Origin of the sequence: Thermogemmatispora tikiterensis (assembly GCF_003268475.1) — a bacterium.
Lineage (GTDB): Bacteria > Chloroflexota > Ktedonobacteria > Ktedonobacterales > Ktedonobacteraceae > Thermogemmatispora > Thermogemmatispora tikiterensis.
In genome coordinates, this window is the sequence record NZ_MCIF01000002.1 from 1,842,259 (window position 1) to 1,868,696 (window position 26,438).

Consider the following 26,438-nt stretch of genomic DNA (forward strand, 5'->3'; position numbering starts at 1 on the left):
CCCACTCTACGCCGCCCACGAGCAGCGACACCTGCTCCTTTCAGTATCCTCGTGTGGATCGTCCCCTCTGCAACCATGCCTCGCGCCACACCTCTTCCGGCAAAATCCAAAACCTTTCAGTATCCTCGTGCGGATCGTCCCCTCTGCAACTTGACCAGAGTGGCTGGCACCTGGTAGAGCTGGATCAATCTTTCAGTATCCTCGTGCGGATCGTCCCCTCTGCAACGAGCCGCTCCCTCGGCCCGGCTCACTCTTTCCGGCGACTTTCAGTATCCTCGTGCGGATCGTCCCCTCTGCAACTCATCTGACGCTTCTTGCGCGAGAGCCGAGACGTTCTTTCAGTATCCTCGTGCGGATCGTCCCCTCTGCAACGGAGTTGGCTGACCACTCCGCATGTGAGGGCGGCGCCTTTCAGTATCCTCGTGCGGATCGTCCCCTCTGCAACAGACCCTCAACCGCCACAACGTTGTGGCAAGCGTCAACACTTTCAGTATCCTCGTGCGGATCGTCCCCTCTGCAACGCTACCTTACAGCAGCAAGCCGAGGTGATTCGAGCCTTTCAGTATCCTCGTGCGGATCGTCCCCTCTGCAACCAAATCACCAGATGGCACGGATTCGAGAACGTCTGGCCACTTTCAGTATCCTCGTGCGGATCGTCCCCTCTGCAACCGTGCCCGACGTAAGTGGCCCCGGGATACTTCTTCCATAGTCTATAACGATCGAGGCCCCATTTTTTCTCTCTGAGAGCCTTGTTTTTTCCCGCTCCCCCTCGCAAAAATCTATCGGATCACGACCTTTCTCGAAACTCGTTTTTTGCAACGTCCAAGGGGCGAGTTTCGAGAAAGCATCAGCACAGACTATCATATTTTACAGGTAATACATGCGGCCAACCAGCCAAATGCGGTCAGAATCTGACCGCATTTCTGGCGGGACCGAGGAGAGTTTCGAAAGAGGCTCTCAAAAGGGCTTCATCAGAGGGGGATCGGGTTCCGCTCCTTTCTTTTCCCATGCCGACCGGAAGACGACCCTGGAGGGTCTGGTCGGTCGCTTCGCAGCAGCCAGGGAAAAGCACACAGCACCGCAGAGGTAGCTCATCACTACCACCAGAGCAAAACACAGGGAAGGGAACATCAAAGAAAAGAAAAGAAAAGAAAAGAAAGGAGAACAGTCAGGAGGAGAGAAGCACCAGCAAGCGAGAAAAAGGGAGCCGTCCCGCCGTAAAATCAGCCAGCTCACCCGACAACAAGCACGGCTCCCACCAGCGGCGCCGGCCTCAGCATCCCACTCCCTGGACCTGCCGGCGCTGGCGCTGGCGCAGCCGCCACCACAGCACCAGACAGAGCAGCAGGGCCTCCGCCGAGGCCGAGCCAGACAAACTCAGCGACACCGCCAGAATCTGCCGCTCGCCGGATAGCCAGACGAAGAGTCCCACCATCAGCGCCACCCGCGTCAGCAGCGCAAAGACATTCGTCAAGAGCGGCGTCCGCGCATCCTTCAGCGCATAAAAACTGCGCGCCACCACATCGCCGACACACACCCCTGGCAAACCCACCACATAGCCGAACAGAGCCAGATTGGTCAACCAGGCCGAATGATCATCAAAGGCCCCGTGGCGGAAGAGCAGATCGATCACCAACAGCCCCAACCCGGCCAGGGCCAGCGCCGACAAGACACTCAGCACCAGCGACGACCCGATCACCTGCACAAACAAGCGGCGCAAGCGCGCATAGCGGCCCTCCAGCTCCAGGCGCGCCATGCGTGGCAGCGCCGCCTGCCCGATGGCCTGAGCGATCAACGACACCGGCAAATAAAACAACATATAGGCATTATGCAAGGCCGCCAGGCTGGCCAGGTCCGGCAGAAAGGAGGTTACCGTCGTCTCCAGAATCGAACTCACATACGCCACCGCCACCGCCAGCATGCTCGGAATAAAGAGCGCCATCACCTCGCGCAAGCCCGGATAGCGCAGATTCCAGGCGAAGACATAGCGGGCCCCCTGCTGCCAGAGGGCCGGCAACTGGACCACAATCTGCAGAGCCGCAGCCAACAACACCCCCAGCGTCGGCCCATAAATCCCCACCCCTGGCACCACCAGCGCCACCACCAGGCCCGCAATCAAGCCCACATTATAGATCGCCGTCGCCAGCGCCGGCAGCAAAAACTGCTCGCGGCTACTCAAAATCGCCGTCACAATCGTCCCCAGGCCCAGCAACAGCGGCTGTAGCAACATAATGCGCGTCAGGCGGATCGTCAACTCCTGCACCGCTGGCGGATAGCCCGGCACCAAAACATGAACCACGAACGCCGGCGTCAGAAGGCAACCCAGCAGGAGCAGCATCGTCAGGGCCACCAGCAGCACATTAAAGACCAGGCTGGCCAGATACCAGGCCTCGCGCTGATCGCCGCGGCGCTGATAGGAGACAAAGACCGGAATAAAAGCCTGCGTCAGCGCTCCCCCGGCCACCAGATTGAAGAGCGTATCGGGCAGGCGGTAAGCAGCATAATAGGCATTGGCCTCCGGCCCCGTCCCAAAGAGGGCATTAAAGAGGGCCTGGCGCACCACCCCCAACCCCTTAGAGGCCAGAATTCCCAGCATCAACAAAAGTGCCGCCTCCACCACTGAGAAGCGGCGTAAAGTCACTCCCCGGCCCGGGCGCAAGCGAGCCAGGCTGATCGGCAAGCGCAGCCCTGCCAGCGACCAGCCGGAGCCAGTCGCCTGCTCCTCCAGCTCATCAGGGGCCTCAAGCCGGGCGGCTTCCGTCGTCACCGGCGTCTCGCTCACCGCAATCCCAGTCGTCGGATCAACCAGGCGTGGTGCTCTCTGAGAAATAGGAGCCTCCTTCTCGACAGTTGTTGCATGGCGTGCTCGTCGCCTCAGCTCTCGTGTACAGAGGAGATTATACCAGTCCTGCGCCCCGGCAGATACCGCTCCCTCAAAAAAGTACTCCCGGCCAGTCCCAGGCCGTTCAGCCCGGCGCGCGGCTTCCCATCCACCATGCCGTCTGGCCCTCTCTTCTCAAGCGCGCCCGCCAGCCGCCTGCAGGCATCAAAAAAGGCTGTCCGTAGGAGAACGGCCAGCCTCTGTAGCGTTACCTGAGTAGAAACAACCAGCGTTAGCAACCAAGGAACAGTTTGAAGTACAATCACAGGCCGCCTCGTGCGGCGTCAGCAATGCGGCGCACGAGGCAAGAGCGCAGAAACGCCCGCGCCTAAGCCTGGGCCTGGGTCTGGGCGTTCTTCGGGCGCCGTCGGCTGATCGAGCCACCCTTGCGACCGGCAGCCTGGGCCTCCTCGCTGGTCCACTTGTGGGCCGTGCCCAGCGCATGGGCCGCCTTGCCGCCCTTGCTGGCAATCTCACGCTTCTTCTCCGGGCTCATGGATGCGAAACCGCGACCACGACCTTTCTGATTTTGCATGCTGTGCTCTCCTTCTTCTTCTTCGTCTTCTGCGTTTCAACTGGGTGAAACGTGGCTATTGAAGTGACGCAAACGCAGACCACAGCGAACCCGCTGCAGCTGTCTTGCTTGCTTCCTGCCTTGCAGCAGTCGGGGTGCATTCCCTACTGTTAGGATAACAGGCACATGGGGAGAAGAACAAGTCAACAATACGCCCCTACCAAAAAGTTTCAGCTTTCTTTAAGGTTAGCCAGAGCGTATCAGCTGACAGCGAGGCGGAGAGCACAGTCAGTCGGTCGGTCAGGCCCCTCTTTCCTGACCCTGGTGGGCCGGGGCCGCTAGCGGGAGGAGGCCAGCAGCAATCTGCAGCCTGCCGCGCGGAGGCTATCGACCTGAGCAAGCAGCAAGCAGCGACAGAGGAGAGCCACCGGGCCGGAGGGCTGACCTGGCAAAGCCACCTGGGCCACGGGCCTAGCGCTCCGAAGGGCTATGGCGCTGCGTCAGATCGCGAATCAGCCTGACCATATCATCGATGGCAAAAGGCTTCTCCAGAAGCGTCACCTGCAAGCCCTGCAACTCCGCATCTTCCGGCTCGGTCAGCGTAGCCGCGGTCGTCAAAATAATGGGGAGCGAGCGATACTGTGGGAGGCGGCGAACCTGTTGGATCACCTCAATCCCAGAGACCAGCCCGGGCAAGAGCCAATCAACGATCAGGAGATCGGGCGAGGGGGCCTGATGCTGCGCGGCACCCTGGAGCGCGTTCAGGCATTCCTCAGCAGTAGGGTAGATTGTTACACTGTAGCCCTCGTCCTGCAGGACGAGCTGTAACATCTCCTGAATGGCGGAGTCATCTTCTAGCAGGCTGATATGCATGGCCTCGTCCCTACCTTGTTGAGTCTCACTATCATTCCAGCCAAACTATAGCAAACTGGACTATATTTCGCAAGTAGGGCCGGGCCGCTGCCAACCTGGCCGGGCACCAGCAGGGCACAGCGCGACGGACCGGCGGCGGGGTGAGCTAGCGCGCGCGGCCAGCCGTGGCCTCCGGCAGGGCTGTCGCCAGCGGCAGCGTAAAGGTCACGCGCGTCCCCTCGCCGGCGCGACTGCGCAACTGGATGCGTCCGCCCATCGCCTCAACCAGCCGGCGCGTAATATAGAGGCCCAGACCCACCCCCGGCACGCACTCGTTGCCCGGCTGCTCCAACCGGCTAAAAGGACGGAAGAGGCGCGACTGCTGCTCCGGCGAGATGCCAATCCCCTGATCACAGACGCTGATCACCATCATCGCGCTTCCCGCCGCCACGGCTCGCTCGCGCCGCGCCGCCTGGAGGCCGGCCTCGATGGTGATCATTCCGCCGGCGGGCGAGTATTTCACTGCATTTTCCAGCAGATTCGTCAGCACCTGCTGCACGCGGTCGGCGTCGGCCCAGACCAGAGGAAGCTGCTCAGCAAAGCGGCAGCGGAAAGCATACTTGCCTGGTGTTTCGCGCTCGACGCGCTGGCGGATCAGCTCCACAGCGCGGCGGCAGAGCCTGGCAATATCCAGCGGGGCACAGCGCAGATCGAGATGATTGGCATGGATGCGCGAGACATCGAGCAGGTCGCCGGCCAGGGCCTCCAAATGATTGACCTGCTCCATAATCACATCGAGGTAATGGCGCTGCAGTTCCTCGGTCAGCCCGTCGCTGCTCCTGCGTCCCTGAGCGGAGGGGCCGTACGCCTGCAGCAGGCTGGCATAGCCCTTAATGGCCGTCAGCGGCGTACGCAGCTCATGGCTGACCATCGAGATAAACTCATACTTCAACTGATCCAGCTCCGACGGCCAGTAAAGCGCACGGCGCTCCCCAGCGCTGGCGGCGGCGCCGTTCCCTCGGGGGGCCAGCATCAGCTGCAGTGTCGGCCCGCAGCGCTGCTGTTGCCCGGGAGCAGGAGCGCAGGCGGCCTGTGAGAGCAGGCGTAACTGCTGTTCCAGCGCGCGCGCCAGCCGGGAGAGCACTGCCGCCAGTAGCTGGCTCTCGCCGGCGGCGAAGGCCGAGCGTCGTTCATCGAAGAGGAGCAGCGTCCCCAGGGCGCCCGCCGGGCGCTCCAGCGGAGCCGCCGCCAGACTGCCGATGGCCGTCCGACAGCGCAGGGCCGGCTCGGCCTCGCAGCAATGCACGCGCCCGCTCTGAACGGCGATATCGAGCAGCGCGCGCACCTGCTCATACTGCAGCAGCGTCCGCAGGCTCTCCTGACTGCACCCATAGCAGCCGACATAGCCAGCAGAGGCAGGGACAAAGACATCGAGCAGAGGATGACGAACCGTCTCATCGGGACACCCGAGCAGCAGGCCCGCCGCCTGACAGTCGACCAGCTCGCGCGCTTGGCGAGCCAGCCGCCAGGCCAGCGTCTGTAAGTCTCCCTCGGCTGTCATGCTACCTTCCCTCCCGCTTCACCACATGACTCCCAGGGTTTCCTTTTTAGTATATGTTCCCTCACAACAAGCGGGGCGCCCGTGGTGCGTCAGACACAGCCCCGGCCCGCTGGGTGAGCGGCAGCGGCGCAGGGCAAGGAGAGAAGGAGGGCCGGCAGACAAGCAAGGCAGTCCGAACCAGGAGAGGAGGTTGACAGCCCTAAGCCTTTGCCTGGTCCCGGCTAGCTGATCATATCCTCGGTGAACCAGATCCAGCCGTTGGGGGCCACGTAGACGCCGATCCCGATCTGGTGCAGGGTCGTACTGAAGAGGTGGATATGGTGCCAGCCCGTGGCTGGCTCGTTGGCCATACTGGCCTGGATATTGTAGGCGCCGCCCCAGGGCGTTGGATAGGGGCCAGCCAGACCGATATTCTCGCCGCAGTCGCTGAAAGTGAAGCCCTCGTTAGCGATGCGCGTGCACTGCGGCAGTCCATCGGGACAGGTATGGCTAAAGCCGCAGTGATACATATTCCAGCTATGCAGGCGCGCCCCACCCGAGAGAGTCGTATTCCAGACAAAAGGAGGCAGGCCGCAGGCGGCGCGATCCTGATTGATCTGCTGAAAGAGCTTCTGCGTGAGCATGATCTCCTCGGAGGTGAGAGCTGGCGGCTGGCCATAGGGAGCGCTACCCTTACCGGTGGTGGCGATCGCGCTGGCGCTGGGTGCTGCGCCGCTCGTTGCCGGGGCTGTCGCGCCGCAGACATGGGAGGTACTGCTGACGCTGTGCGCCGTAGGGGTTGGTGTTGGTGTCGGCGTGCTGCGCTGACTGGGGATAACGATACTGGTGGGCCTGGGGTGCTGCTCCAGATTGCCCACGGCGTCGCTCATGGTCCGTGTCCCCGGTGCTATCCCCTGTTGCTGGCCGCCCGACCCGCTGCCGTTGCCGCAGGCCACACAGAAGGCCAGGAGACAGAGGGCCATCATGAGGCTTGCGCGACCGTTCCGATTCAGGCTCAAGCTCATCGCGCTCGCTCCGCTCCTTTCTCTGCCGTGTACGTTGATCTTTCCACACTTGCCTGCTTTGCTGATTGACAGAGAACAGTGTAGCACGGTGAGCAGCAGTCGAGCAGCAGAGCAGGTGAGCAGTGGTACTTTCGGGCGAGAGCCAGGGGCAAATAACGAGCCAGCGTTATGGAAAGGAATTGCAGCAATCAGGAGAAGGAAAGCCCCGACGCCGGAAGCGTGGCGCGGGGTCATAACCAGGCAGCCGCTCGGAGCGACCTGGTCCGGCACACTGCCCTGTCGCGACTGGTGCGCTCTGGGCGGCAGCAGTGCCGGGCCGGAGCAGAGAGCGATGGTCTTCTGGCCTGGCCCGCCAGCGATCTCCAGCCAGCGGCCAGGGAGAGACGGCCTGGCTGGCAGCAGGAAGGAGGTCGTTTCTCTCCCTGGCAGGTCTTCCAGCGGCAGGTCTCCCGCCGCTAGCTGCCTCACTCCCAGAGGTAGCGATCGAGCCAGGCCAGGACACGCTCCTCGCGATCGCGCTGGTGAGCCAGCTCACGCAGGCCGTGCCCCTCGCGTGGATAGATCACCAACTCGGTGGGTACGTCGCGTTCGCGCAAGGCCCGATAGAAAGCATGGGCCTGGCTGACCGGCACACAATCATCCTCAGCCCCATGCAGGATCAGCGTCGGCGTTGTGACCTGGGCCGCATAGGTGAGCGGCGAGCGGGCGCGGTAGACCTCTGGCTGGGTCAGGGGATCGGCCTGCAGAAAGCGCACATCGAAATCGGGGATATTGGTCTGGGCGTGGAAGCCGTGCCAGTCGCAGATCCCGGCGCCCATGACCGCCGCTCGGAAGCGCTGCGTCTGCGTCACGGCCCAGGCCGCCATGAAGCCGCCGTAGCTCCAGCCGACAATCGCCAGGCGCTGACCGTCGACCAGCCCGCGCGCCACCAGCTCATCGATGCCTCGCAGCACATCCTGCAAATCCCCGCCTCCCATATCGCCGACCACGGCCTCGGCGAAGGCTCTGCCGCGGCCCAGGCTCCCGCGCACATTGGGGCGCAGCACAGCGTAGCCGGCGGAGGCCAGCAGCAGGCTCCAGCCATCCTCAAAGCCCTCCAGAAAGGCCCCCGTCGGGCCACCATGCACCCAGACGACCAGCGGCGGCGCCCCCTGGCCGCGGCGCACCAGCGGTGGCGTAAAGAGGGCCTCAATCTCCCACTCACCAACGCTGCGGTAGCTCAAGCGCTGACTGTCTGGAAGCAGCCAGGTCTCTTCGGCCAGCGGGTTCAGGCGAGTCAGGCGTCGCCAGGTCAGGTGCACCTCCGACTCCTGGCCTGGCTGGTTCTCCTGCGCCAGTGGGAGCAGTTCGGCGTAGTAGAGATCAGGCGGCTGCTCAGGTGAGCTGCGCGTCGTCAGGAAACAGCGCAGGTCTGGCGTGGTCGCCAGACAGGGCCAGCCTTCGCGCAGCACTACCCCGGCCTCCACCACCTGGCGCCTGCCGCTGGCCTCATCCAGGATACCAATCTGCTGGCTTAGGCCGCTCCAGGCCGTATAGAGCAGGCGCCGCCCATCGGGGAACCAGCGGCACCAGGCCACACTGACCTCGGCGCCGGGGGTCAGGTTGCAAGCCGGGCCACCCTCCAAGGGCACCACATAGAGATCGCCGGCCCCGCGGATCACATCGCTCCACTCGCCTGAGACGAAGGCCAGGCGCGTCCCATCCGGCGACCAGGTCAGGCCGCTGGCCTGATGCTCCAGAGCTGTCAGTTGACGCACCGTGCCGCCCTCGGCCTCGACAACACCGACCTGTCCGCGGTACCAGGTGGTCAATTCCGGGCCAGCGGAGAAATAGACGGCGAAGCGGCGTCCATCCGGTGACCAGCAATATTCCCAGATCGCCAGCCCCTCGGGCGTCACCGGGTGCGGCACGCCCTCATCGAGGTAGACCGTCCACAGGCGCTGGCAGCGTTCGGCCTGGCGGCCAAAAACGCGCGGATCGTCTTCCGGCTCGGGCTGTTCATAGCCGAGAAAGGCCAGGCGAGAGCCATCCGGCGACCAGGCGAGGTCACTCAGGCCGCCCGGCAGCGAACAGAGGCGGCGGGCCGTCCCGCCCTCAGCCGCCATCACGAAGAGCGCCAGCCGTTCTCTATCGCCGTTCCCCTCCTCTTTTTTCTCTTTCTCTTTCGCCAGGAAGGCGAGCAGGCGCCCATCTGGTGACCAGCGCGGACAATACTGCTCGCCCGTATCCAGACCAGCGGAGAGCGGGCGCGGCTCATACCCGGCGCTGGTACTAATCTCCTGCAGCCAGATTCGTCGCAGGAGGCGTGGCAGTCCGGGCACCGGCTCGCGTACCACAAAAGCCGCGCGTCGACCATCGGGCGTCAGATCGAACTCCCCCAGCTCGCGCAGGCGCGCACTCTCTCCCGGGCCGACTGGACGTCGAGACTGAGATTGCCGGGATGGCGACAGCGCTGCCGGGCGTGACTGCTGCGAGACCTCGTTGCTCACAGGAAAACTCCTTTCCCGCTCGTGATAACCGCTCTGCTTCCTCGTATCCGGGCACCGTCTTAGCGAAAGGGAAGGGAGGAAGAGGGGGAAGAGAGTACCCTATTCCTTCGTCTGGCGGCAGAGCAGGCCACCAGGCCGAGCCAGCCAATCGCTCTTCTCAGTTCAGGCCGCGGGAAGTTCAAGAGCGGCCCTATATGACCCTACCCTTATCAAGAAGGGGGCACTGTTTGCTATTATACTGTAAGGAAGGGAGCGTTGCCCTGCCTGCACACTGACAGAAGAACAGCTGACCCATTCCAGACGCTGAGGTCCTTATGCTATATGAACTGCTGATTCTCCTCACCCTGGTGCGCAGTCCAGCTCACGGCTATCGGATTGCCAAGATCATCAACGACATGATCGGACCCTACGCCACCCTCAGTCACGGACGACTCTACCCGCTGCTGGCCCGGTTGGAGCAGCAGGGACTCATTCAAGTTGAGCAGAGCGGGAGCGTCCAGCAGGGCGACCGTCAAACGCGCGTTTACCACATCACCGAAGCCGGGCGCCAGCGTCTCCACCAGCTCATGATGGACACCACTTCCAACCTGGGCGAATACCGCGAGATCTTTGCCCACAAAGTGGCCGGCTTTGAATTCCTCACCCTTGCCGAGCGCCTGCAGCTGATCGAGCACTACATCGACTACTGCGAGCAACACATCACATACATCTATAAAGAGGCTGAGGATCTCCTCCAGAAAGCCTACGAAATTGAAGGACTCCAGGATCCCAAGCAGCTGGAAAATATACTCAACGTTATGTATCACTGGATCGAGCAATGGAAACTTGAGCTGCGCTGGGTCCAGCAGCTGCACGAGAGCCAGCTGCAGCGCCAGGACCAGGCAGAGAGCGACCTCAGCGCCAGCCAGGAGCCGCAGGCGTCGGCCAGCAGCTAGCCTCTCCATGAGCCGGGGCCAGACCAGAGGGCCGATACAGGCAGGCAGGCAGACAGACAGACAGACAGGAAGGGCAGCCATATAGTCGCCGCATACCTGCCCAGCGCTAGCGCAGATCCTGCCGCAAGACTCGACTCCCCGGCCTGGCCTTCACCACGAGTCTCAGCCTCCACCTCAGCCTCACCTGAGACCGCCCCCACTCAGGGAGCGGCCCCCACTTCAGCCACAGCTACCTGATCAGCATCAGCAGCGACCTGTCGACGAGAGCGCCCCCATCCCAACAAGAGCGCCAACACCGTCAGCACCCAGCCCAGCGCAGCGAAGGCCGCAGACGCCCACCAGGTCGCCGCGAAAGCCTTCATCACCTCAGCGCTGAACAAGGCGCTAATACGCCCACCCAGCGCCTGCAGATGGCTGCGCAGGGCCTCCCGCTGCGGGCCAGGAGGCACCATCTGGGCCAGCGGCCTCAAATCGACCGTTGCCGATCCCGACTGAGCCTCACCGCCAGACTGGCCTACATTCGCCTGCTGCAAAGCGGTCACCAGGTGGCTGCGCAGGACTGGAGGCAGCTGCTGATCGCTCTCCACCAGCTGGACGCTGCTCTGACGGGCCTGCTGCAGATGCTGTGGCAACTGGGCAGTGAGGAGGGCAATCAGCACGGCCACCCCGAGAGCAAAGCCCACCTGACGGAAGGTATTCAGAATGCCACTGCCGACCCCCAGCTGAGCCGGAGGCACCTCACTGAGGGCAAAGGCGGGGAAGCTCTGGAAACACATACCCATGCCCACCCCAATCAAGGCCAGGCGCCAGGCCGTGTCGAGCGCCCCCGCCGAGGCACTAATCAGCGCTAGCAGCGCAAACCCCAGCGTCACCAACAGCAGGCCCACCAGACCCACCAGGAGAGGCGGCAGGCGATGCCCCACTGCTCCCATCAGCAGCGAGAGGATCAGCGACGCCAGCGGCAGAGGCAGCAAGGCATAGGCTGCCCCCAACTGGTCATAGCCGCGCAGCTCCGTAAAGTAGAAGACCACAATCACAAAGGCCCCCTGCATCGCCATGCCAAAGAGCAGCATCGCCACATCCGAGAGCAGAAAGCTGCGAATGCCAAAGAGGCGCAGGTTGACCATCGGCTCCCGTACACGCAGCTCAACCCCCACAAAACTCGCCAGGGCCACCAGCGCCAGCCCCATCAGCGCCAGCGTCGGCAGCGAACCCCAGCCCCAACTATTGCCCTGCATCACCGCCAGCACCAGCGTGAACAGGGCCACACTCACCAGCAACAACCCGGGCCAATCCAGGCGTCCGGTGCGCCCATCCTGACGCACCTCGCGCGTCTCCGGCACCCAGAGCCAGACCAGGACCAGCCCCACTACACAGAAAGGCAGATTGACATAAAAGATCCAGCGCCAGCTCAGTGTTTGGGTAATCAGCCCGCCCAGAACCGGGCCCAGGGCCGTGGCCAGGCCAGCCGCGGCGCCCCAGAGGCCGACCGCCGTGCCCCGCTGCTCACGGGGAAAGATCGCTATCAGAATGGCCAGGCTGACCGGCTGCAGCACTGCCGCCCCCACAGCCTGCAAGGCCCGAAAGCCGATCAACCAGTCGATTGAAGGGGCCAGGCCACAGAGCAGCGACCCCAGCATAAAGACCGCCATCCCGGCCATAAAGATCTTTTTGCGCCCGAACAGATCGGCCAGGCGCCCCACGGTCACCAGCAGCACCGCAAACACCAGACTATAGGCATCCAGCACCCAGCCAGCCATCGTCAGATCGGTACGCAGATCCTGCACAATGGCTGGCAAGGCGATCGACACAATCGAGAGATCCAGGAGGGCCATAAAGAGGCCGAACATCAGCGCCAGCAGCGCCAGCCAGGGATTAGCTCCCCGCCTCATTCCGCTCGCCGAACTTGCTTGTACCATGCCCTTTACCTCGCTTTCCGCCTTCTGGCAAGAAAGGATACGTCTGCAGGAGAGCTGGCTATCGCCCACAGCGGCGCTCATCGCGCGTTGTCTCACCCAGTCCGGTCAAGATAGTCAAGCTCTCTCTCACAAGTCCCCTCACGCCTACGGGGGCTGATTTCCCCCGCAGACATATCTCACAGTGACCTACTATACTCCATTCTTCGGAGAAAGTCAATAGTTAGATACACAAATTTGCCTATAAAAATTGAAATTCTTCAATAAGGATAGGTCATTATGACCTTCTCTATTGAAGCGGAGAGGAAAGGCAGCGCCAGGCGACGGACCTGCAGAGGCAGGCTGCTCGGGGAGCAGTCTGCGAGAAGACCGTAGTGGCCCCTCGTCAAGGCAGGAGAGACGTGCGATACTGTATCAGGACCAGAAAGGAGAGCATCAGGGAGTTCGCATTTCCCATGTTGGGCCAGCAGTGTCCAGGGTCTGACTTCCCCACATTGCCAGCCCGCTAGCCAGCCAGTAGACCAACAAGGGAGGAAAGAGACACTATGGCAAGCTTTGCCTACACCCGCGGACTACATGATCTTGGCAACGACCTCTACGCCTACCTGCAGCCGCCTGGCACCTGGGGTCTGAGCAACGCCGGACTGATCGTTGACGGCCAGGCCACCCTACTCGTCGACACCCTCTTCGATCTTAAGCTCACCGGGCAGATGCTGGAGACCATGAAGCGGGCCGTGCCAGCCGCCGCCGAGATTGGTACCGTGGTCAACACCCATGCCAACGGCGACCACTGCTATGGCAACCAGCTCGTCGCCAACGCCCAGATCATTGCCTCCGAGCAAGCCGCCATCGAGATGCAAGAGGACCCGCCAGAGCGCCTGCGCACCCTACTCACCCAGACAGCCAATCTGCCCCAGCTACAGCGCTTCCTGCAGCGGGCCTTTGGTGCCTTCGACTTCAGCGACATCACCCTGACCCCGCCGACGCGCACCTTCAGCGGCGAGCTGACGCTGCATGTTGGCAGCAAAGAAGTGCGCCTGATCGAAGTTGGACCGGCCCACACGCGTGGCGACATCATCGTCTACGTACCCGACGAGCGCGTAGTCTTCAGCGGCGACATCCTCTTCATCGGTGGTCATCCCATCATGTGGGCCGGCCCCACCGCCAACTGGCTGCGCGCCTGCGACCTGATCCTGCAGCTTGATCCCGAGATCATCGTTCCCGGACACGGCCCCATCACCGACCAACGCGGCGTCAGCGAGGTCAAAGGCTACCTGCAATACCTCTACGACGAAGCCCGCAAGCGCTACGAGGCCGGCCTGTCGGCCCTGGAGGCCGCGCGCGATATCCCGCTCGACCGCTACGCGACCTGGACCGATGGCGAGCGCATCGTCGCCAATGTCGCGGCCATGTACCGCGAATTCAGCGGCGACCAGAGCCAGCCTGAGAAGCCCTTACTCTTCGCCAGTATGGCAGCACTGGCTTCTTGATCCCGAGCGTCCAGTGTAGCACTGCACCTCTCTTCTCCTTCCTCGTCAGCCTTCTGATCCAGCAGCTTCTACAAGCCAGGGAGGGAGACAGAGAGGCTGCCCTGCAGGAAAAGAGCCAATAGCTGTCAGGACCCAAAACCGTCGAATCAATCGACCGTTCTCCCACTCGGCCCACCAGCCGAGATCTCTGGAGGCAAGAGCCGATGAAATTGGTGACCTATGTCCTCGACGCCAACACGCCGCGCGAAGGAGGGCGAGCCGGTGTGCTGCTCAACGACCTTGTCCTTGATCTGGCCTCCCTTGGTCGCTGGGCCGCAGCGCGCGAGGCCGCCTTTGCCCGTCTCAGCCCGGGGAGCGAAGCGCCGCTTCCTTCCACGCTGTTGGCCCTTCTGCAGGAGGGAGCGCCAGCCTGGGAGCGGCTGCGCATCGCCTTCGCCCTGGCCAGTCAGACAGAGCCGGCGCACCTCCAAAGCCAGGAGGGATTAGCCTTTCCGCTGGCACAGGTCCGCCTGCGCCCGCCCATTCCCACCCCTCCCACCATCCGTGACTTCTTCGCCTTCGAGGCCCACGTGCGCAACGCCCGCGCTCGTAGCGGTCTGGAAGTGCCGCCGCAATGGTACCAGATCCCCGTCTTCTATTTCTCCAACACCTCGGCCCTCTACGGACACGAGGAGGCCGTTCCCTATCCACGCCTTAGCCAGGCCCTGGACTACGAGCTAGAGATGGCCGCCGTCATCGGACGCGAGGGGCAGGACATCGCCGCCGAGCAGGCCGCGGACTACATCGCAGGCTATATGATAATGAACGACTGGAGCGCGCGCGACCTCCAGCTCCAGGAGATGGCCGTCCAGCTTGGGCCAGCCAAAGGCAAAGACTTCGCCACCTCCTTTGGCCCCTGGCTGGTCACGCCCGACGAGCTGCAGCCCTACCGTCGCGGCAGCGGCTCCGACGAGCGCTTTGCTCTGCCCATGCGCGCCCGGGTCAACGGGGTCCTCCTGACCGAAGCCAACTTCCAGGAGATCTACTACACCTTCCCTCAAATGATCGAGCGCGCCTCTCAGCACGTCCGTCTGCGTCCTGGCGACATCCTCGGCTCCGGCACCTGCGGCGGCGGGTGCCTGCTCGAACTCGGACAGGAACGCCATCGCTGGCTGACCGTGGGTGACGTCGTGGAGCTAGAAATCGCCGGGCTGGGGCTCCTGCGCAACACCATCGTCGCCCCACCATCTTCCTGATCAAGAGCCGCCCGTGAGCGCCTTGGTGCCTCACACACCTCAATCAGGACAAGCAAGGAGCGAAGGCCCACCCTGGGTACTCGACCTTCGCTCCTCTTGCCCGTCCTTAAAGGAGATCCGGGGAATGCTGCGGCTGTTCACTCTCTGCTCCTTGCCGCAGCTAGGGCCGTCCTTCCTGGGGAGGAAGCTGGTGCATCCCATGCTCCTGGTCGCTGGGCAGCGAACTGGAAGAAGGGGCATGCCTCGTCTCCTCCCCGGCCAAGCCTCGCTCCTCCGCCAGCTCCTCCAACACCCGATCACGACGCTGCTGATCGCTAATAGCCCGGGCCAGGTGTAGACTGAGACAGATGCGCTCAATCTCCAGCGTTGTCAGACGCAGCGCTTCCAAGCGTTTCCCCAGATCCTCCCGCTCACTACTCTTGACTTTGATGAGCTTCCCTATCAGGCTGACCAGCAATGTCGCTACTGAGAGAATCGAGCCACCCACAACGGAGGCCTTGAACATAATCACCAGCGCAACAATCACGCAGAGCCAGACAATCACTCGGGTCTCATAGAAGATGATACGATTGGCGCGACGAAGCTCTTCATAGTCTGACTTCAGCAATTGATAGAAATCAGCCAGATGGTCGGGAAAGTATGCCAGCGGCTCAGAGGGAGATTCAACCATCTTGGCCCGGGTCTGGCGGCGCCTGGTCCGGCGCGATGTGCCCTCAGCCTCCTCAGACGCGCTCGCTCCCTGCTCTGCCGAGTGATCATGCATACCAGCCCCCCAACCCGGCACAGGATCGCCTACTACTCATATCATATATTGTTTTTTGTTATACACAAAAGCAATTGAGGCATTAACTACTCACACGAGAGAGGGGGCTGAGGTGGCCCCACCCAGTACTCAAGTAGAGAAGCAATCGCCTCTCCACGCTTCTGAGCATCAACCACCTCATAGGCGCGAAAACATTCCAGATAGGCCGCATACAGCTCTTGCAGACGCTGCAGATGCTCCTCCAGCTCGTGCTGATAGCGCTGATGGAAGCGCAGCAATAGCAGCGCGAGTACAATCGCCAGCGAGGCGGCCCCGATGCTCCATTCCAGCGGTACGGCAAGCAAGAGACCAGCCAGGGCCATGCCCAGAGACAGTACGCTCATTGGCAATACCCCAACAACCAGGCGCTGCGTCAAAGCCAGGCGCCGGCGCAGGCGGACATGCTCTTTGCGCAGCCGCTGATAGCAAGCATCCAGCCTCGACAGATACTCTTCAGCCAGATCATAGCAAACCGCCCCGGGCAGCTCCTCGGTCTCATTCGAGAGTCTGGCTCTATCGACACCGACCATCAGCATGGGAGCGGCTAGCGCCTCCTCGCCTCTGCGCAGCACCCTGGGGGTACGGAAACGTGTTCCCATCGGGGTCTCCTCCTCACCGACCAGGAAGGAAGTGATAGCAATCGCAGATCACCTTAGTCTCTATTATAATTCACTAAAAAAGCTGAAGATCTCTATACAACTTGAGAGGAAGAAAGGGAAGCAACAACACAAAGAGGGGCAAGGGTGAGCAAAGAATGCGGATAGAAGCGGCGCGGTGAGGTGGAAAAGCGCAAAATCAGCTCAACGGTCCCCAGGGCCTCATCCGGCGGCGGGCTTTCTGGGCCTCCTGATACTGGCCGAGCAGCTCATAGATCTCAGCCTTCAGCATCCAGGCGCGGGCATAACTGCGATCAAGCTCAGTTGCCTCATTCAAAGCATCGAGGGCGGCGCGATGGTGGCCGAGGCGCAGAAGAGCCTCCGCCTTATTGCACCAGGCCACAGCGCTGCGCGGATTAATCAAGAGCGCCCGCGTATAAGCCTCGACCGCTCCAGCAAAATCGTGGAGAGCCGAGCGAGCGTTGCCTAAACCATTCCAGGCATGGAAACTATTGGGGTCGCAGGCCAGAGCCTGCTCATAGGAGGCCAGCGCCTCGGTCGTCAGACCCATATCCAGCTGGGCATCCGCCTTCCCATTCCAGGCCGCCACATAATGAGGGTCGAGAGCCAAGGCCCGCTCAAAATGGACCAGGGCCTGCTGATAGCGCTGCAGCCGATGGAGAGCCAGGCCGGCGCTGACCCAGACCACCGCGCTCTCGGGATCGATCTCCGTCGCTCGCTGGAAAGCCTCATAAGCCTTGCGATAATTCCCCTGATTATAGAGCGCCGTTCCCTTGCCATTCCAGGCATGGAAGTTACGAGGAGAGAGTTGGAGCGCCTCCTCGTAGGCTCGCAGCGCCTGCGCATAGTGCTGCTGGCGCAAGAGCTGGTCCCCCTCTTGACACTTCTCACGCACGCTGCTGCTGATACGCGAGGAAACACGCGTCTGCTGCTGAACCGGCAATGAAGCACTGGCCCGGGCCTCCACCCCGTTGCTCTCCGCCTCGCTCTGGAGGGCAGCCGCCGCCTGAACCTGGGCAGGCAGCGCCCGCCGCGGGCCCGAGGCCGGAGGCAGCCGCACCGCCTCGCGCGAGCGCACCACCAGGGCTCGCGTCCCCGTGCCGAGCTGCAAAGCCCGGTCAAAGTCATATTGAAACTCCAGCATATCGCTGTAGCGCTCCTCCGGGCGCGGCGCCAGGGCTCGCAACAGCACCTCATCCAGCTCCGGGGCCAGCTCGCGGTTCAGCGAAGAAGGAGGCACAATCACGCCACTCAGCGGATCATGGGGATGATAACCGGTAAGCATTTCGTAGAGGACGACCGCACAACCGTATTGATCGCTGCGGGGATCAACAATGCCATGAGCCTGCTCGGGAGCCATATAGCCAACCGTACCGCGCACCGTGACCGTCATGCCCACGCGCGCGCCCGGCTCCAGAGCGCGGGCGATGCCGAAGTCAGTGATCACCAGGCGATAATCTTCCTGATGGATCAAGAGATTTTCAGGTTTGATATCGCGATGAATCACCGGGCGAGGGCGAGTATGAGCATAATGCAGCGCCGACACCAACTGATGAAAATGTTGCACCGTCTCCCAGAATGGCAAAGGGCCACCCGCGCCGGCCAGACGCGTGCGCAGTGAACCCGCAGTATAGAGGGGCATAATCAAAAAGACGCTCGGGCCATCGCGGCCATAGTCCAGCACTGGGGCAATATTGGGATGATCCAGAGCCGCCGCGATCCGCGCTTCGCGCAAAAAATGCTCGCGCTCCCCCGCTGTTGTCCTGCTTGGCAGGAGGAGCTTGATCGCCACATAGCGCGACAAATGGCGATCGACCCCGCGGAAGACCGCTGCATAGCCCCCCTTGCTGATCAAAGCCTCAACCACATAGCGACCGGCGAGCGCAGTTCCCAACAGAGGGAGAGCGCAAGCTCGGCAGAACAGATCAGATTCGCGATTCTCGTATCCGCAATCATCCAGGTCGGCGCAGCGTCGCATGCCCTCCTCCTCTTTCAGTCTCTCCAGTCTCTCCGAGTCTCTCCGTAACGCGATCGACAACCAGGTGCAGCTCATCTCTCCAGAGAGAGGGCGCAGCCACCGGCGTGTTCAGCGTCTCATCTACGTCTTGCGCAACGCCGCCTGTTGCTCCAGCGAGCGTACCCACTCCTGACAGGAGCGGGCCTCCTCGCTACGTCCCAGGCGTTCGAGAACGACCGCCTTATTATGCCAGGCATCGGGTTCCTCTGGAGCGAAGGCTGTCGCCTGATCGAGGGCCGCCAGGGCTTCCTCCAGCCGGCCCAGGGCGAAGAGCGATAAGCCCTTATTGTTCCAGGCAGCGATATAGTGGGCATCGAGGGCCAAAGCGCGGTCAAAAGCTTCCAGGGCTTCTTCATAGCGTCCCAGCTCATGGAGGAGGCTCCCCTTGTTATACCAGGCGGAGATCAGGCCATCGTCGTAGCGCAGCGCCTGGGTATACGATTCAAGGGCATCCTCATACATGCGTAACGCAGCCAAGACGTTTCCTCGATTATACCATGCGCCGGCCAGGGTAGGATCAAGTTCTAGGGCTTCATCGTAGGCAGCAAGCGCTTCCGCATAGCGCCGCAGATCGCGCAGGTCGTTCGCCTTATCAAAATAATAGAGGGCATTACGCGGCTCCAGCTGCAGTGCACGCTCATGAAGCGGCAGCGCCTGATCGGGCTGCTTCAGGCGACGCAAAATATTACCCTTAATATCCCATAACGAAGCGCGCTGGCTCTCCAACTCCAGGGCGCGATCGATAGCAATGAGGGCCTCCTCGTAGCGCTGCAAGCTATAGAGCGTATCGCTCATGGCCTGCCAGATCACGCTCTGATGGGGATCAAGCACCAGGGCGCGGTCAAAAGCCAGCAGGGCCTCCTCCGGGCGATTCTGCTCAGCCAGCGCCATGCCGCGGCCACTCCAGGCAAAGGCCGAATTTGGATCGAGGGCCAGCGCCTGATCGTAGCAATACATCTCCTCATCGTAGCGGCCCAGCTCATGCAAGACACTGGCGCGCGAGTTCCACAGCTCAGGATCATCCGGGCGCAAGCGCAGGGCGTAATCATAGGCCGCCAGGGCCTCCTCCGGGCGGCCAAGTAGCATGAGCGAGGCCCCCTTGCCGATCCAGGCCTCTACCGGGTTCCCCTGAGAGCGAATGGCCACCTCGTAGGCGGCCAGCGCCTCCTCATAGCGCTGCTGCTCATAGAGCGCGTTGGCCTCAGCCAGCCAGTCGCGCACGCCTGTCGGAGTCGTCTGGCGCTGAGGGACGGCCCGGCGGGGCAGCGCTGGATAGCGCTCAGTACTGACCTCATCCTCCGCGACTCCCTTCTTCTCCTCCTCCTCCTCTCTCACCTCAGCCGCGGCCTGCACTGCTGCCTCAGCCTCCGACCACAACAGGTTGCTCCCCACACGCACCGTCATGTGGGGACGAAACTGGCGAGCGGGCTGACGCGCCGGATCAAACTCCGTCTTCACCAGAAAGGCCACCGGCCCATCCTGGCCATAATCGGTCACGCGAATGCTCCCCGGTTCATTGACCCGGCTAGAGAGCGACATGGCCAGCTCCGCATCTTGCAGGAACTCCTCCCGCTCCTGCTCCGTTGCCTCGCGCGGGCGCAGCACACGCACCGTCACCGGCAGCCCGCGATGGTGATCCAGGGCCTGCAGCGTAACCGTCTGACGGTCGCGAGAAAGCAGATCCATAATTTCATAGCGCCCCAGCAGGAATGAGCCTCTGGTCGGAATTCCACATCGGGCGCAAAAACGCACTTTATCAGGATTCTGATAACCACAACCTTCGGCGTCCAAACAGCCCCCCATGGGCCTCCTCCCTGCTCAGCACATCGTTTTAACAACGTTCCCTCATACATACAAACACGTAGACATCACAGAAACGGTGGAACAGCAGCATGCAAGCATATAGGGACCCGCGACCTACTGTAACGAAAGGGTCCTGCTCTGTCAAGAGAACGTTCCAGCATGCTTTTCTCATGATACCACAAAGTGCGGCCAGGGCGCTGCCCAGCGGCCATTTTCGCCTGTCCCTCCCCCTCTCAGGGGGACTTGCCTTCCCTCTCAGGCCGTGCCATAATGAAAAGGATTTCAGCAGATTTGCTGTAGTCCTCTCCTGCCGAGATCCTCTATAGTAAGAGCAAAACGCTGTAACAGTCTCACACTGGCTGATGCTGGTTGGCTGCGAGGAAGTTGCTCCGCAGGAGGGTTTTGACAGTGTTCAGCGAGCTACGAGAGCAGGACGATAGCCTGATGACGACACAGATCGCCCCTGGTGCAGTCAATGGCGAGCACGAAGAGCAGCGAGTGATCCGCGTGCTGCTCGCCGATGACCACGCCCTAGTGCGCGAAGGGACACGACGCTTGCTTGAGGCGGAGAGCGATGTCGAAGTGGTGGCCGAGGCGGCAAGCGGAGAGGAGGCGGTAGAGGCCGCCCGGCGCCTGAATCCTGATATTGCGATCATGGACATCGCTATGCCTGGTATGGGAGGGATCGAGGCCACCCGCCAGATCAAGGCCTACTGCCCCAAAACCGCTGTCCTGGTGCTCTCCGCTTACGACGATGAACAGTACCTGATCGCGCTGCTGGAGGCGGGCGCTGCCGGCTTCCTCCTGAAGAATGTGCATGGCCAGGAGTTGGTGAACGCGATTCGCTCCGTGGCCCGAGGCGAGTCAGTGCTGCAGCCGTCGCTGACGGAGAAAATGATGCGCCGCCTGACAAACCGCAGCCACCCGGCTCAGCGCTCCTCAGATCTGCTCAGCGAACGCGAGTTCGATGTGCTGCGCCTGGCCGCTCGTGGTCTGCCGAATAAGGAGATCGCCCGCCGCCTCGGCCTGAGTATCCGCACCGTCCATAGTCACCTGGCCAATATCTTCCAGAAGATGCAGGTTGGCTCACGCACCGAGGCTGTGCTCCAGGCCCTGCGCCGAGGGATGATCTCACTCCAGGATACGTACGATACTCAATGAGAACCATGCTCAAGCAGGCACAGTTCTCGCCGCTACGGCTGCTGGTAATTGCTCTCTCCCTGGCCATTGCTTTGCCTCTACTGCTCTGGTCTATCCACAATTATCGACCAGCCCCTAACTTTTACGGCCCACGTGCCATCTATAGCCTGGTCGCCTTAACGTCGCTGCTGGCCCTGCTAGGGCGCTTCTCTTTGCTTCGTCTGCTGCGCTCCGAGCTGGCCGATCCCAAAAATACCCAGCAGCAGGTCCTGGACACCTGGCGCCCGCTCTTTCTCTTCGATATCACCGCCCCCTTCTATCTGGCCGCCAGCGTGCTGATTAGCGTGCCCGCCGCAGTGCTGACGGCAATCATCACCCAGGCGGTGCTCCAGAGCTATACGCTGGCACGCGGCTTTATCTCCTGGAGTGAGGCCTGCTATCGCCTGGCCAGCACAGGCCTGATCGTCTTTCTGGCCGGCTCGGTCTATGTCTGGGTGGCCGGCAACACGCATCTACCCCTTCAACATAGTGGGCGCCTGGCAGAAACCAACGAATTGCTCGGCAGCGTGCTGGCCGCTGTGGTCATGATGATCCTCATCGCCCTGATCGCCTTGCCCGTGATGTTCCGTTGGTCTGGACGTCCCACCGGGGCCGCCTGGCGCGCTTATCTGACCTCCCCGTTTCTGCGCTTTCAGGCCCTGGTGCTGAGCGTAGGCCCGCTGCTGCCCGTGGTCGATATTTTCGACGATGCTGCCGCCGAGCTGGCCTGGCTCTTCTTTCTGGTGCCGCTCTTCGCTATTTATTACCTGGCCCTGGTCAGTACGCGCTTGAGTATTCAGACCAATGAACTGCAGCGCACGCTCGAAGATCTGCGGAGCGCACGCCGGCGCCAGGATGAGCTACGCGACTACGCCTCTCTGATCACACGCGTCCAGGAAGAAGAGCGCCGCCGTCTGGCCCGTGAGCTGCATGACGATACCGCCCAGGCGTTGATCGCGCTCTCTCTGGGCCTGGACGGTTTGGGACGCGCCATGCGCCAGCTCCAGCTGCCGGAGAAAGATCTGGAGTGGCACGCCAGTCTGCAGAATCTGGCCGATCGTACGCTGGAGGGAGTGCGCCGCGCCTGCCGCGATCTGCGTCCGTCGGTGTTGGATGATCTGGGCCTGCACGCGGCCCTGGAGTGGCTCAGCGATAGTTCCGCTGAGCGCGGCGTCCCTTGCACCTTCAGCTGCTCGGGTGAACCTCGCCCGACCTCTCCAGAGGCGGAGATTGCCGTCTTTCGCATTGTTCAGGAGGCACTCTCGAATGTCTGGCGCCACTCGCAGGCCAGTCAGGCCTGGCTGCATGTCGCGTATTTACCCGCCTGCCTGACGGTGACTGTGAGCGACAACGGCCGGGGCTTCGCTCCTGAACAGGTAGGCACGGGGCGCGAACACGGCTCTCAGGGAGGTTTGGGTCTGCTTGGAATGCGCGAGCGCGCGGCTTTGGTCGGCGCAACGCTCTCGATCGAGTCAGCCCCCGGTCAGGGCTGCACTGTCCGCCTGGCGCTCCCTCTGCTCCCTGATCAGCCGGGCACTGACCAGCAGTAGCGCCCCACTTGCAGGCCCACCGCCGCCCTCAACCTCAGATCAGACCGATCAGTTCTTCTCTCCCAAAGCGAAGCGCTTCTCACTTTTCTTCTCGAAGACGATTAGGTACATCTGCTGATGCTTTTTACCAGCCAATGACGCATAGTAATAACTGGGTGGGGTCCGGGAGGCAGCCAGTGTTGATGGAAGCTTACTGCGGTTCGATGGGTCGACGGTAAGCTCTAGCCAGGGACCGGGACCTGGCTACGGGGGCCAAGATTATCGACGACTCATCGCCGGTGCTCGGAACGGTCTTTGTGCCCGTTGCGGGTTTTGAAACGAGTAGCATCTTTGTCTCTCCGTGCGGTGTTCACTCTTCGTTGTGTAAGCTTCTATCGGACACATTGGCCCTCCTGGACCCCCACCTCTTTTCTCCCTCTCTCCTCTCTCGCCCTTTCTTTCTAGCTCTCCCTTCCTACTCTCCGCGGCAGCGACGACCTCCCCCATTTACCTGCTTCTGAGAGATGGTACGATACAGGTTAGGAGTTCACGCACGCTTGCCGTGGCTCTTGCTCATCCATTATAATTAATGAAGCTGAATACTGTTGTAGCCGTCACCCATCGCTACGCTGGCGGACAGGAAACCCGAGTGGCGTAGGGGAGTTCCTTAGATGCGGTGGCCTCAGTCCTGAGTGAGCGGACTCTACGCACTTGCTACCGATTACGCTTCTCTCTCAGCTTTACTCCCCTAGCGACCATACCAGCTCTGTACTTTCCCCAAGATCGCGAACCTATGAGAGGATAGAGGACAGAAGAGCATGGCTACTTATAGCGACGCCTTCGAGGCCCGCTCAAAGCTGAGCGGGAACTATGGCACTGTTACGTATTACCGTCTTGAGGCGCTGGCCAGACACGGTGTCCAATTGGAGCGCCTCCCCTTCACGGTGAAAATCTTACTGGAGAATCTGCTGCGTCACTACGATGGCGAGCTGATCACAGAGGAGACCGTGCTGGCTTTGGCACGCTGGCAGCCAGGCAAGGCCGCCAGCAGCGATGAGGAGTTTCCTTTTATGCCAGCACGCGTGCTGCTGCAGGATTTCACCGGCGTCCCCGCCGTCGCCGATCTGGCTGCGATGCGCTCCGCCGTCGCGCGCATGGGCGGCGACCCTCAAAAGATTAATCCGCTGGTGCCCGCTGATCTGGTCATTGACCATTCGGTGCAGGTCGATGTCTTCGGCTCAACGCTGGCCTTCCAGCGCAACGTCGAGCGCGAGTACGAGCGCAACAGCGAGCGCTACGCGCTGCTGCGCTGGGCCCAGCAGGCCTTCCGCAATTTCCGGGTGGTGCCTCCAGGCACGGGCATCGTACATCAGGTCAACCTGGAGTACCTGGCTTCGGTCGTGATGACGAAAGAGGCCCAGGGTGAGCGCCTCGCCTTCCCCGATACGCTGGTGGGCACCGATTCGCATACGACGATGGTCAACGGCCTGGGCGTACTCGGCTGGGGCGTCGGCGGCATCGAGGCCGAGGCTGTGCTGCTGGGTCAACCGCTTTACCTGCTGACGCCCGAGGTAATCGGGGTACGCATCTTTGGCGCCCTCCCAGAAGGGTCCACCGCTACCGATCTGGTGCTGACGGTCACCCAGCTGCTGCGCAAGCGCGGCGTGGTGGGTAAGTTCGTGGAGTTCACCGGGCCTGGCCTGCGCTATCTCTCCCTGGCCGATCGCGCGACGATCGCCAATATGTCGCCGGAGTTCGGCGCCACCGCGACACTCTTCCCTGTCGATGAGGAGACGCTGCGCTATCTCCGTAATACAGGGCGCGATCCTGAGCTGGTCCAGCTTGTCGAAGACTATACCCGCGCTCAGGGTCTCTTCCGCAGCGACGATGCCCCAGAGCCGCTTTTCGACGATCTCCTGGAGCTGGATCTGGCAACGATCGAGCCCAGCCTGGCTGGTCCACGCCGCCCTCAGGACCGCGTGCCGCTGGCGCGCGTGGGAGAGGTCTTCCGCGAGACCTACGCGGACCGCATCGGCAGCAACGGTCATCGACGCAGCGCCACTGTGCGCATTGGCGATACGCAGACGACGCTCAGCGATGGGGCGGTCGCTATTGCGGCCATTACGAGCTGTACGAATACCTCCAATCCTTCGGTGATGGTCGCCGCCGGCCTGCTGGCGAAGCATGCCGTGGAGCGCGGTCTGAGCGTGAAGCCGACCGTGAAAACCAGCCTCGCCCCTGGCTCGCGGGCCGTTATTGACTACCTGGAGAGCGCTGACCTGCTCCCCTATCTGGAGGCACTGCGCTTCCATCTGGTGGGCTTCGGCTGTACGACCTGCATCGGAAACAGTGGCCCTCTGCCGGAGCCGGTGGCGGAGGCCGTGCAGGCTAATGACCTGGTAGTGGCAGCGGTGCTTTCGGGCAACCGCAACTTCGAGGGCCGCATCCATCCCCAGGTGCGCGCAAGCTTCCTGGCCTCACCGCCGCTGGTCGTGGCTTACGCTCTGGCCGGCACAGTCGACATCGATCTGTCGAAGGACCCTATCGGCTACGATGCTAACGGCGAGCCAGTCTATCTGCGGGACATCTGGCCAAGCCAGGAGGAGATCAATGCGGTGGTAAGCCGCGCAATCTCACCCGAGCTGTTTAAGAAGAACTACAGCCACGTCTTCGAGGGCGACGAACACTGGCGCTCGCTCAGCAATGCGACAGGACCCCTGTTTAATTGGGACCCGAATTCGACCTATATCCAGGAGCCGCCTTTCTTTAAGGACATGGCTCTTGAGCCTCCTCCTCTGCAGGCCATCGAGGGGGCCAGGGTGCTGGTGATGCTGGACGACTCCATTACGACCGACCATATCTCGCCCGCTGGTAGCTTCTCGCCCGAGAGTCCCGCGGGCAAATACCTGCTGGCCCGCGGTGTGGAGCGACGCGATTTCAATACGTACGGAGCGCGTCGTGGGAATCATGAGGTGATGGTGCGCGGTACCTTCGCCAATATCCGCCTGCGCAATCGCCTGGTGGGCGGTAAGGAGGGTTACTATACGCTCCACCTGCCCGATGGTCAGGAGATGACCATCTACGATGCGGCTATGCGCTACCAGGAGGAAGGCGTGCCGCTGCTGGTCATTGCCGGCAAGGAATATGGCTCAGGCTCGTCGCGTGACTGGGCCGCTAAAGGGCCGCTCCTGCTGGGGATTCGCGCGGTCATCGCTGAGAGCTTTGAGCGTATCCACCGCAGCAACCTGGTCGGTATGGGCATTCTGCCGCTGCAGTTCCGCCCTGGCGAGAACAAGGAGTCCCTGGGTCTGACAGGGCATGAGCGCTATGATATCCTGGGCATCGAGCACGATCTACAACCGCGCCAGGAGGTCACGGTGCACGTGACTCGTGAGGACGGCTCGACCTTTACTTTCCAGACCATCGCGCGTCTGGATAGCAAGGTTGATGTTACCTACTATAAGAATGGGGGCATTCTGCCCACAGTCCTGCGCCGCTTGATCCAGGATTAGCTCGGCCTGCCGACCAGGCAGAATACGCTTCGACAGGCCCGAAGGCATCTTCTGAGGGGAGATCGCCGCCCTGCAGGTGTGGAGAGCAGCCAGGGACGCTTC

General features: G+C 62.0%; 18 protein-coding genes and 1 CRISPR repeat array. Of the genes, 7 read left to right on the forward strand and 11 right to left on the reverse strand.

What is annotated here, in order from left to right; genetic code table 11:
* Positions 1-37: 37 nt before the first annotated feature.
* Positions 38-669: direct repeats of the CRISPR family, unit length 37 nt; unit sequence CTTTCAGTATCCTCGTGCGGATCGTCCCCTCTGCAAC.
* A gap of 604 nt (positions 670-1,273) precedes the next feature.
* From murJ to A4R35_RS07430, 5 genes are all read right to left on the reverse strand, one after another.
* Positions 1,274-2,782, reverse strand: coding sequence for a murein biosynthesis integral membrane protein MurJ (murJ, locus tag A4R35_RS07410; protein WP_112428006.1), 1,509 nt, complete (start codon positions 2,780-2,782; stop codon positions 1,274-1,276).
* Positions 2,783-3,209: 427 nt separating this feature from the next.
* On the reverse strand, positions 3,210-3,416 hold the full coding sequence (locus tag A4R35_RS07415) for a KGG domain-containing protein (protein WP_052888400.1): 207 nt from the start codon (positions 3,414-3,416) through the stop codon (positions 3,210-3,212).
* Positions 3,417-3,866: 450 nt separating this feature from the next.
* Positions 3,867-4,268: a response regulator gene (locus tag A4R35_RS07420; protein ID WP_112428008.1), complete on the reverse strand. Its 402-nt coding sequence runs from the start codon at positions 4,266-4,268 to the stop codon at positions 3,867-3,869.
* A 145-nt stretch (positions 4,269-4,413) separates the two neighbouring features.
* Positions 4,414-5,808, reverse strand: coding sequence for a sensor histidine kinase (locus tag A4R35_RS07425; RefSeq protein WP_112428010.1), 1,395 nt, complete (start codon positions 5,806-5,808; stop codon positions 4,414-4,416).
* A gap of 221 nt (positions 5,809-6,029) precedes the next feature.
* Complete coding sequence (locus tag A4R35_RS07430) at positions 6,030-6,812, reverse strand: CAP domain-containing protein (RefSeq protein WP_189361475.1); 783 nt, start codon at positions 6,810-6,812, stop codon at positions 6,030-6,032.
* Between the two features lie 168 nt (positions 6,813-6,980).
* On the opposite strand from A4R35_RS07430, the gene A4R35_RS24200 reads away from it, so the two are divergent.
* Positions 6,981-7,271 (forward strand): hypothetical protein, encoded by a 291-nt coding sequence (locus tag A4R35_RS24200; RefSeq protein ID WP_189361477.1) that lies wholly within the window; start codon positions 6,981-6,983, stop codon positions 7,269-7,271.
* 5 nt (positions 7,272-7,276) lie between these two features.
* Here the strand turns inward: A4R35_RS24200 and A4R35_RS07435 are convergent, their stop codons facing one another.
* On the reverse strand, positions 7,277-9,301 hold the full coding sequence (locus tag A4R35_RS07435; protein ID WP_112428014.1) for a S9 family peptidase: 2,025 nt from the start codon (positions 9,299-9,301) through the stop codon (positions 7,277-7,279).
* A 314-nt stretch (positions 9,302-9,615) separates the two neighbouring features.
* On the opposite strand from A4R35_RS07435, the gene A4R35_RS07440 reads away from it, so the two are divergent.
* Positions 9,616-10,236 carry a PadR family transcriptional regulator gene (locus tag A4R35_RS07440; protein ID WP_112428016.1) on the forward strand — a complete coding sequence of 207 codons (621 nt, stop codon included), beginning with the start codon at positions 9,616-9,618 and terminating at the stop codon, positions 10,234-10,236.
* Between the two features lie 200 nt (positions 10,237-10,436).
* Here A4R35_RS07440 and A4R35_RS07445 read toward each other — a convergent pair whose 3' ends face one another.
* Positions 10,437-12,155 (reverse strand): DHA2 family efflux MFS transporter permease subunit, encoded by a 1,719-nt coding sequence (locus A4R35_RS07445; protein WP_189361478.1) that lies wholly within the window; start codon positions 12,153-12,155, stop codon positions 10,437-10,439.
* 542 nt (positions 12,156-12,697) lie between these two features.
* Between A4R35_RS07445 and A4R35_RS07450 the strand changes: the two genes are divergently transcribed.
* Together A4R35_RS07450 and A4R35_RS07455 are read left to right on the forward strand one after the other, a co-directional pair.
* Complete coding sequence (locus A4R35_RS07450) at positions 12,698-13,642, forward strand: MBL fold metallo-hydrolase (protein ID WP_112428020.1); 945 nt, start codon at positions 12,698-12,700, stop codon at positions 13,640-13,642.
* A 203-nt stretch (positions 13,643-13,845) separates the two neighbouring features.
* Positions 13,846-14,877: a fumarylacetoacetate hydrolase family protein gene (locus tag A4R35_RS07455; RefSeq protein ID WP_112428022.1), complete on the forward strand. Its 1,032-nt coding sequence runs from the start codon at positions 13,846-13,848 to the stop codon at positions 14,875-14,877.
* 160 nt (positions 14,878-15,037) lie between these two features.
* Here the strand turns inward: A4R35_RS07455 and A4R35_RS07460 are convergent, their stop codons facing one another.
* The 4 genes from A4R35_RS07460 to A4R35_RS07475 all read right to left on the reverse strand — a co-directional run bounded on the left by A4R35_RS07460 (position 15,038) and on the right by A4R35_RS07475 (position 19,999).
* Positions 15,038-15,640, reverse strand: a complete 603-nt coding sequence (locus A4R35_RS07460; RefSeq protein WP_112428023.1) for a hypothetical protein — start codon at positions 15,638-15,640, stop codon at positions 15,038-15,040.
* Positions 15,641-15,726: 86 nt separating this feature from the next.
* Positions 15,727-16,278, reverse strand: coding sequence for a hypothetical protein (locus A4R35_RS07465; RefSeq protein WP_112428025.1), 552 nt, complete (start codon positions 16,276-16,278; stop codon positions 15,727-15,729).
* Positions 16,279-16,474: 196 nt separating this feature from the next.
* Positions 16,475-18,274: a protein kinase domain-containing protein gene (locus A4R35_RS07470; RefSeq protein ID WP_189361481.1), complete on the reverse strand. Its 1,800-nt coding sequence runs from the start codon at positions 18,272-18,274 to the stop codon at positions 16,475-16,477.
* Positions 18,275-18,394: 120 nt separating this feature from the next.
* Positions 18,395-19,999 carry a tetratricopeptide repeat protein gene (locus A4R35_RS07475; protein WP_189361483.1) on the reverse strand — a complete coding sequence of 535 codons (1,605 nt, stop codon included), beginning with the start codon at positions 19,997-19,999 and terminating at the stop codon, positions 18,395-18,397.
* 561 nt (positions 20,000-20,560) lie between these two features.
* On the opposite strand from A4R35_RS07475, the gene A4R35_RS07480 reads away from it, so the two are divergent.
* The 3 genes from A4R35_RS07480 (at position 20,561) to acnA (ending at position 26,336) form a co-directional block, all read left to right on the forward strand.
* The gene (locus tag A4R35_RS07480; RefSeq protein ID WP_112434070.1) at positions 20,561-21,277 is read left to right on the forward strand and encodes a response regulator; all 717 of its coding nucleotides are present in this window, start codon (positions 20,561-20,563) and stop codon (positions 21,275-21,277) included.
* Positions 21,278-21,282: 5 nt separating this feature from the next.
* Positions 21,283-22,845: a sensor histidine kinase gene (locus A4R35_RS07485; protein ID WP_189361485.1), complete on the forward strand. Its 1,563-nt coding sequence runs from the start codon at positions 21,283-21,285 to the stop codon at positions 22,843-22,845.
* Between the two features lie 797 nt (positions 22,846-23,642).
* Positions 23,643-26,336 carry an aconitate hydratase AcnA gene (gene acnA, locus A4R35_RS07490; RefSeq protein ID WP_112428033.1) on the forward strand — a complete coding sequence of 898 codons (2,694 nt, stop codon included), beginning with the start codon at positions 23,643-23,645 and terminating at the stop codon, positions 26,334-26,336.
* Positions 26,337-26,438 lie beyond the last annotated feature (102 nt).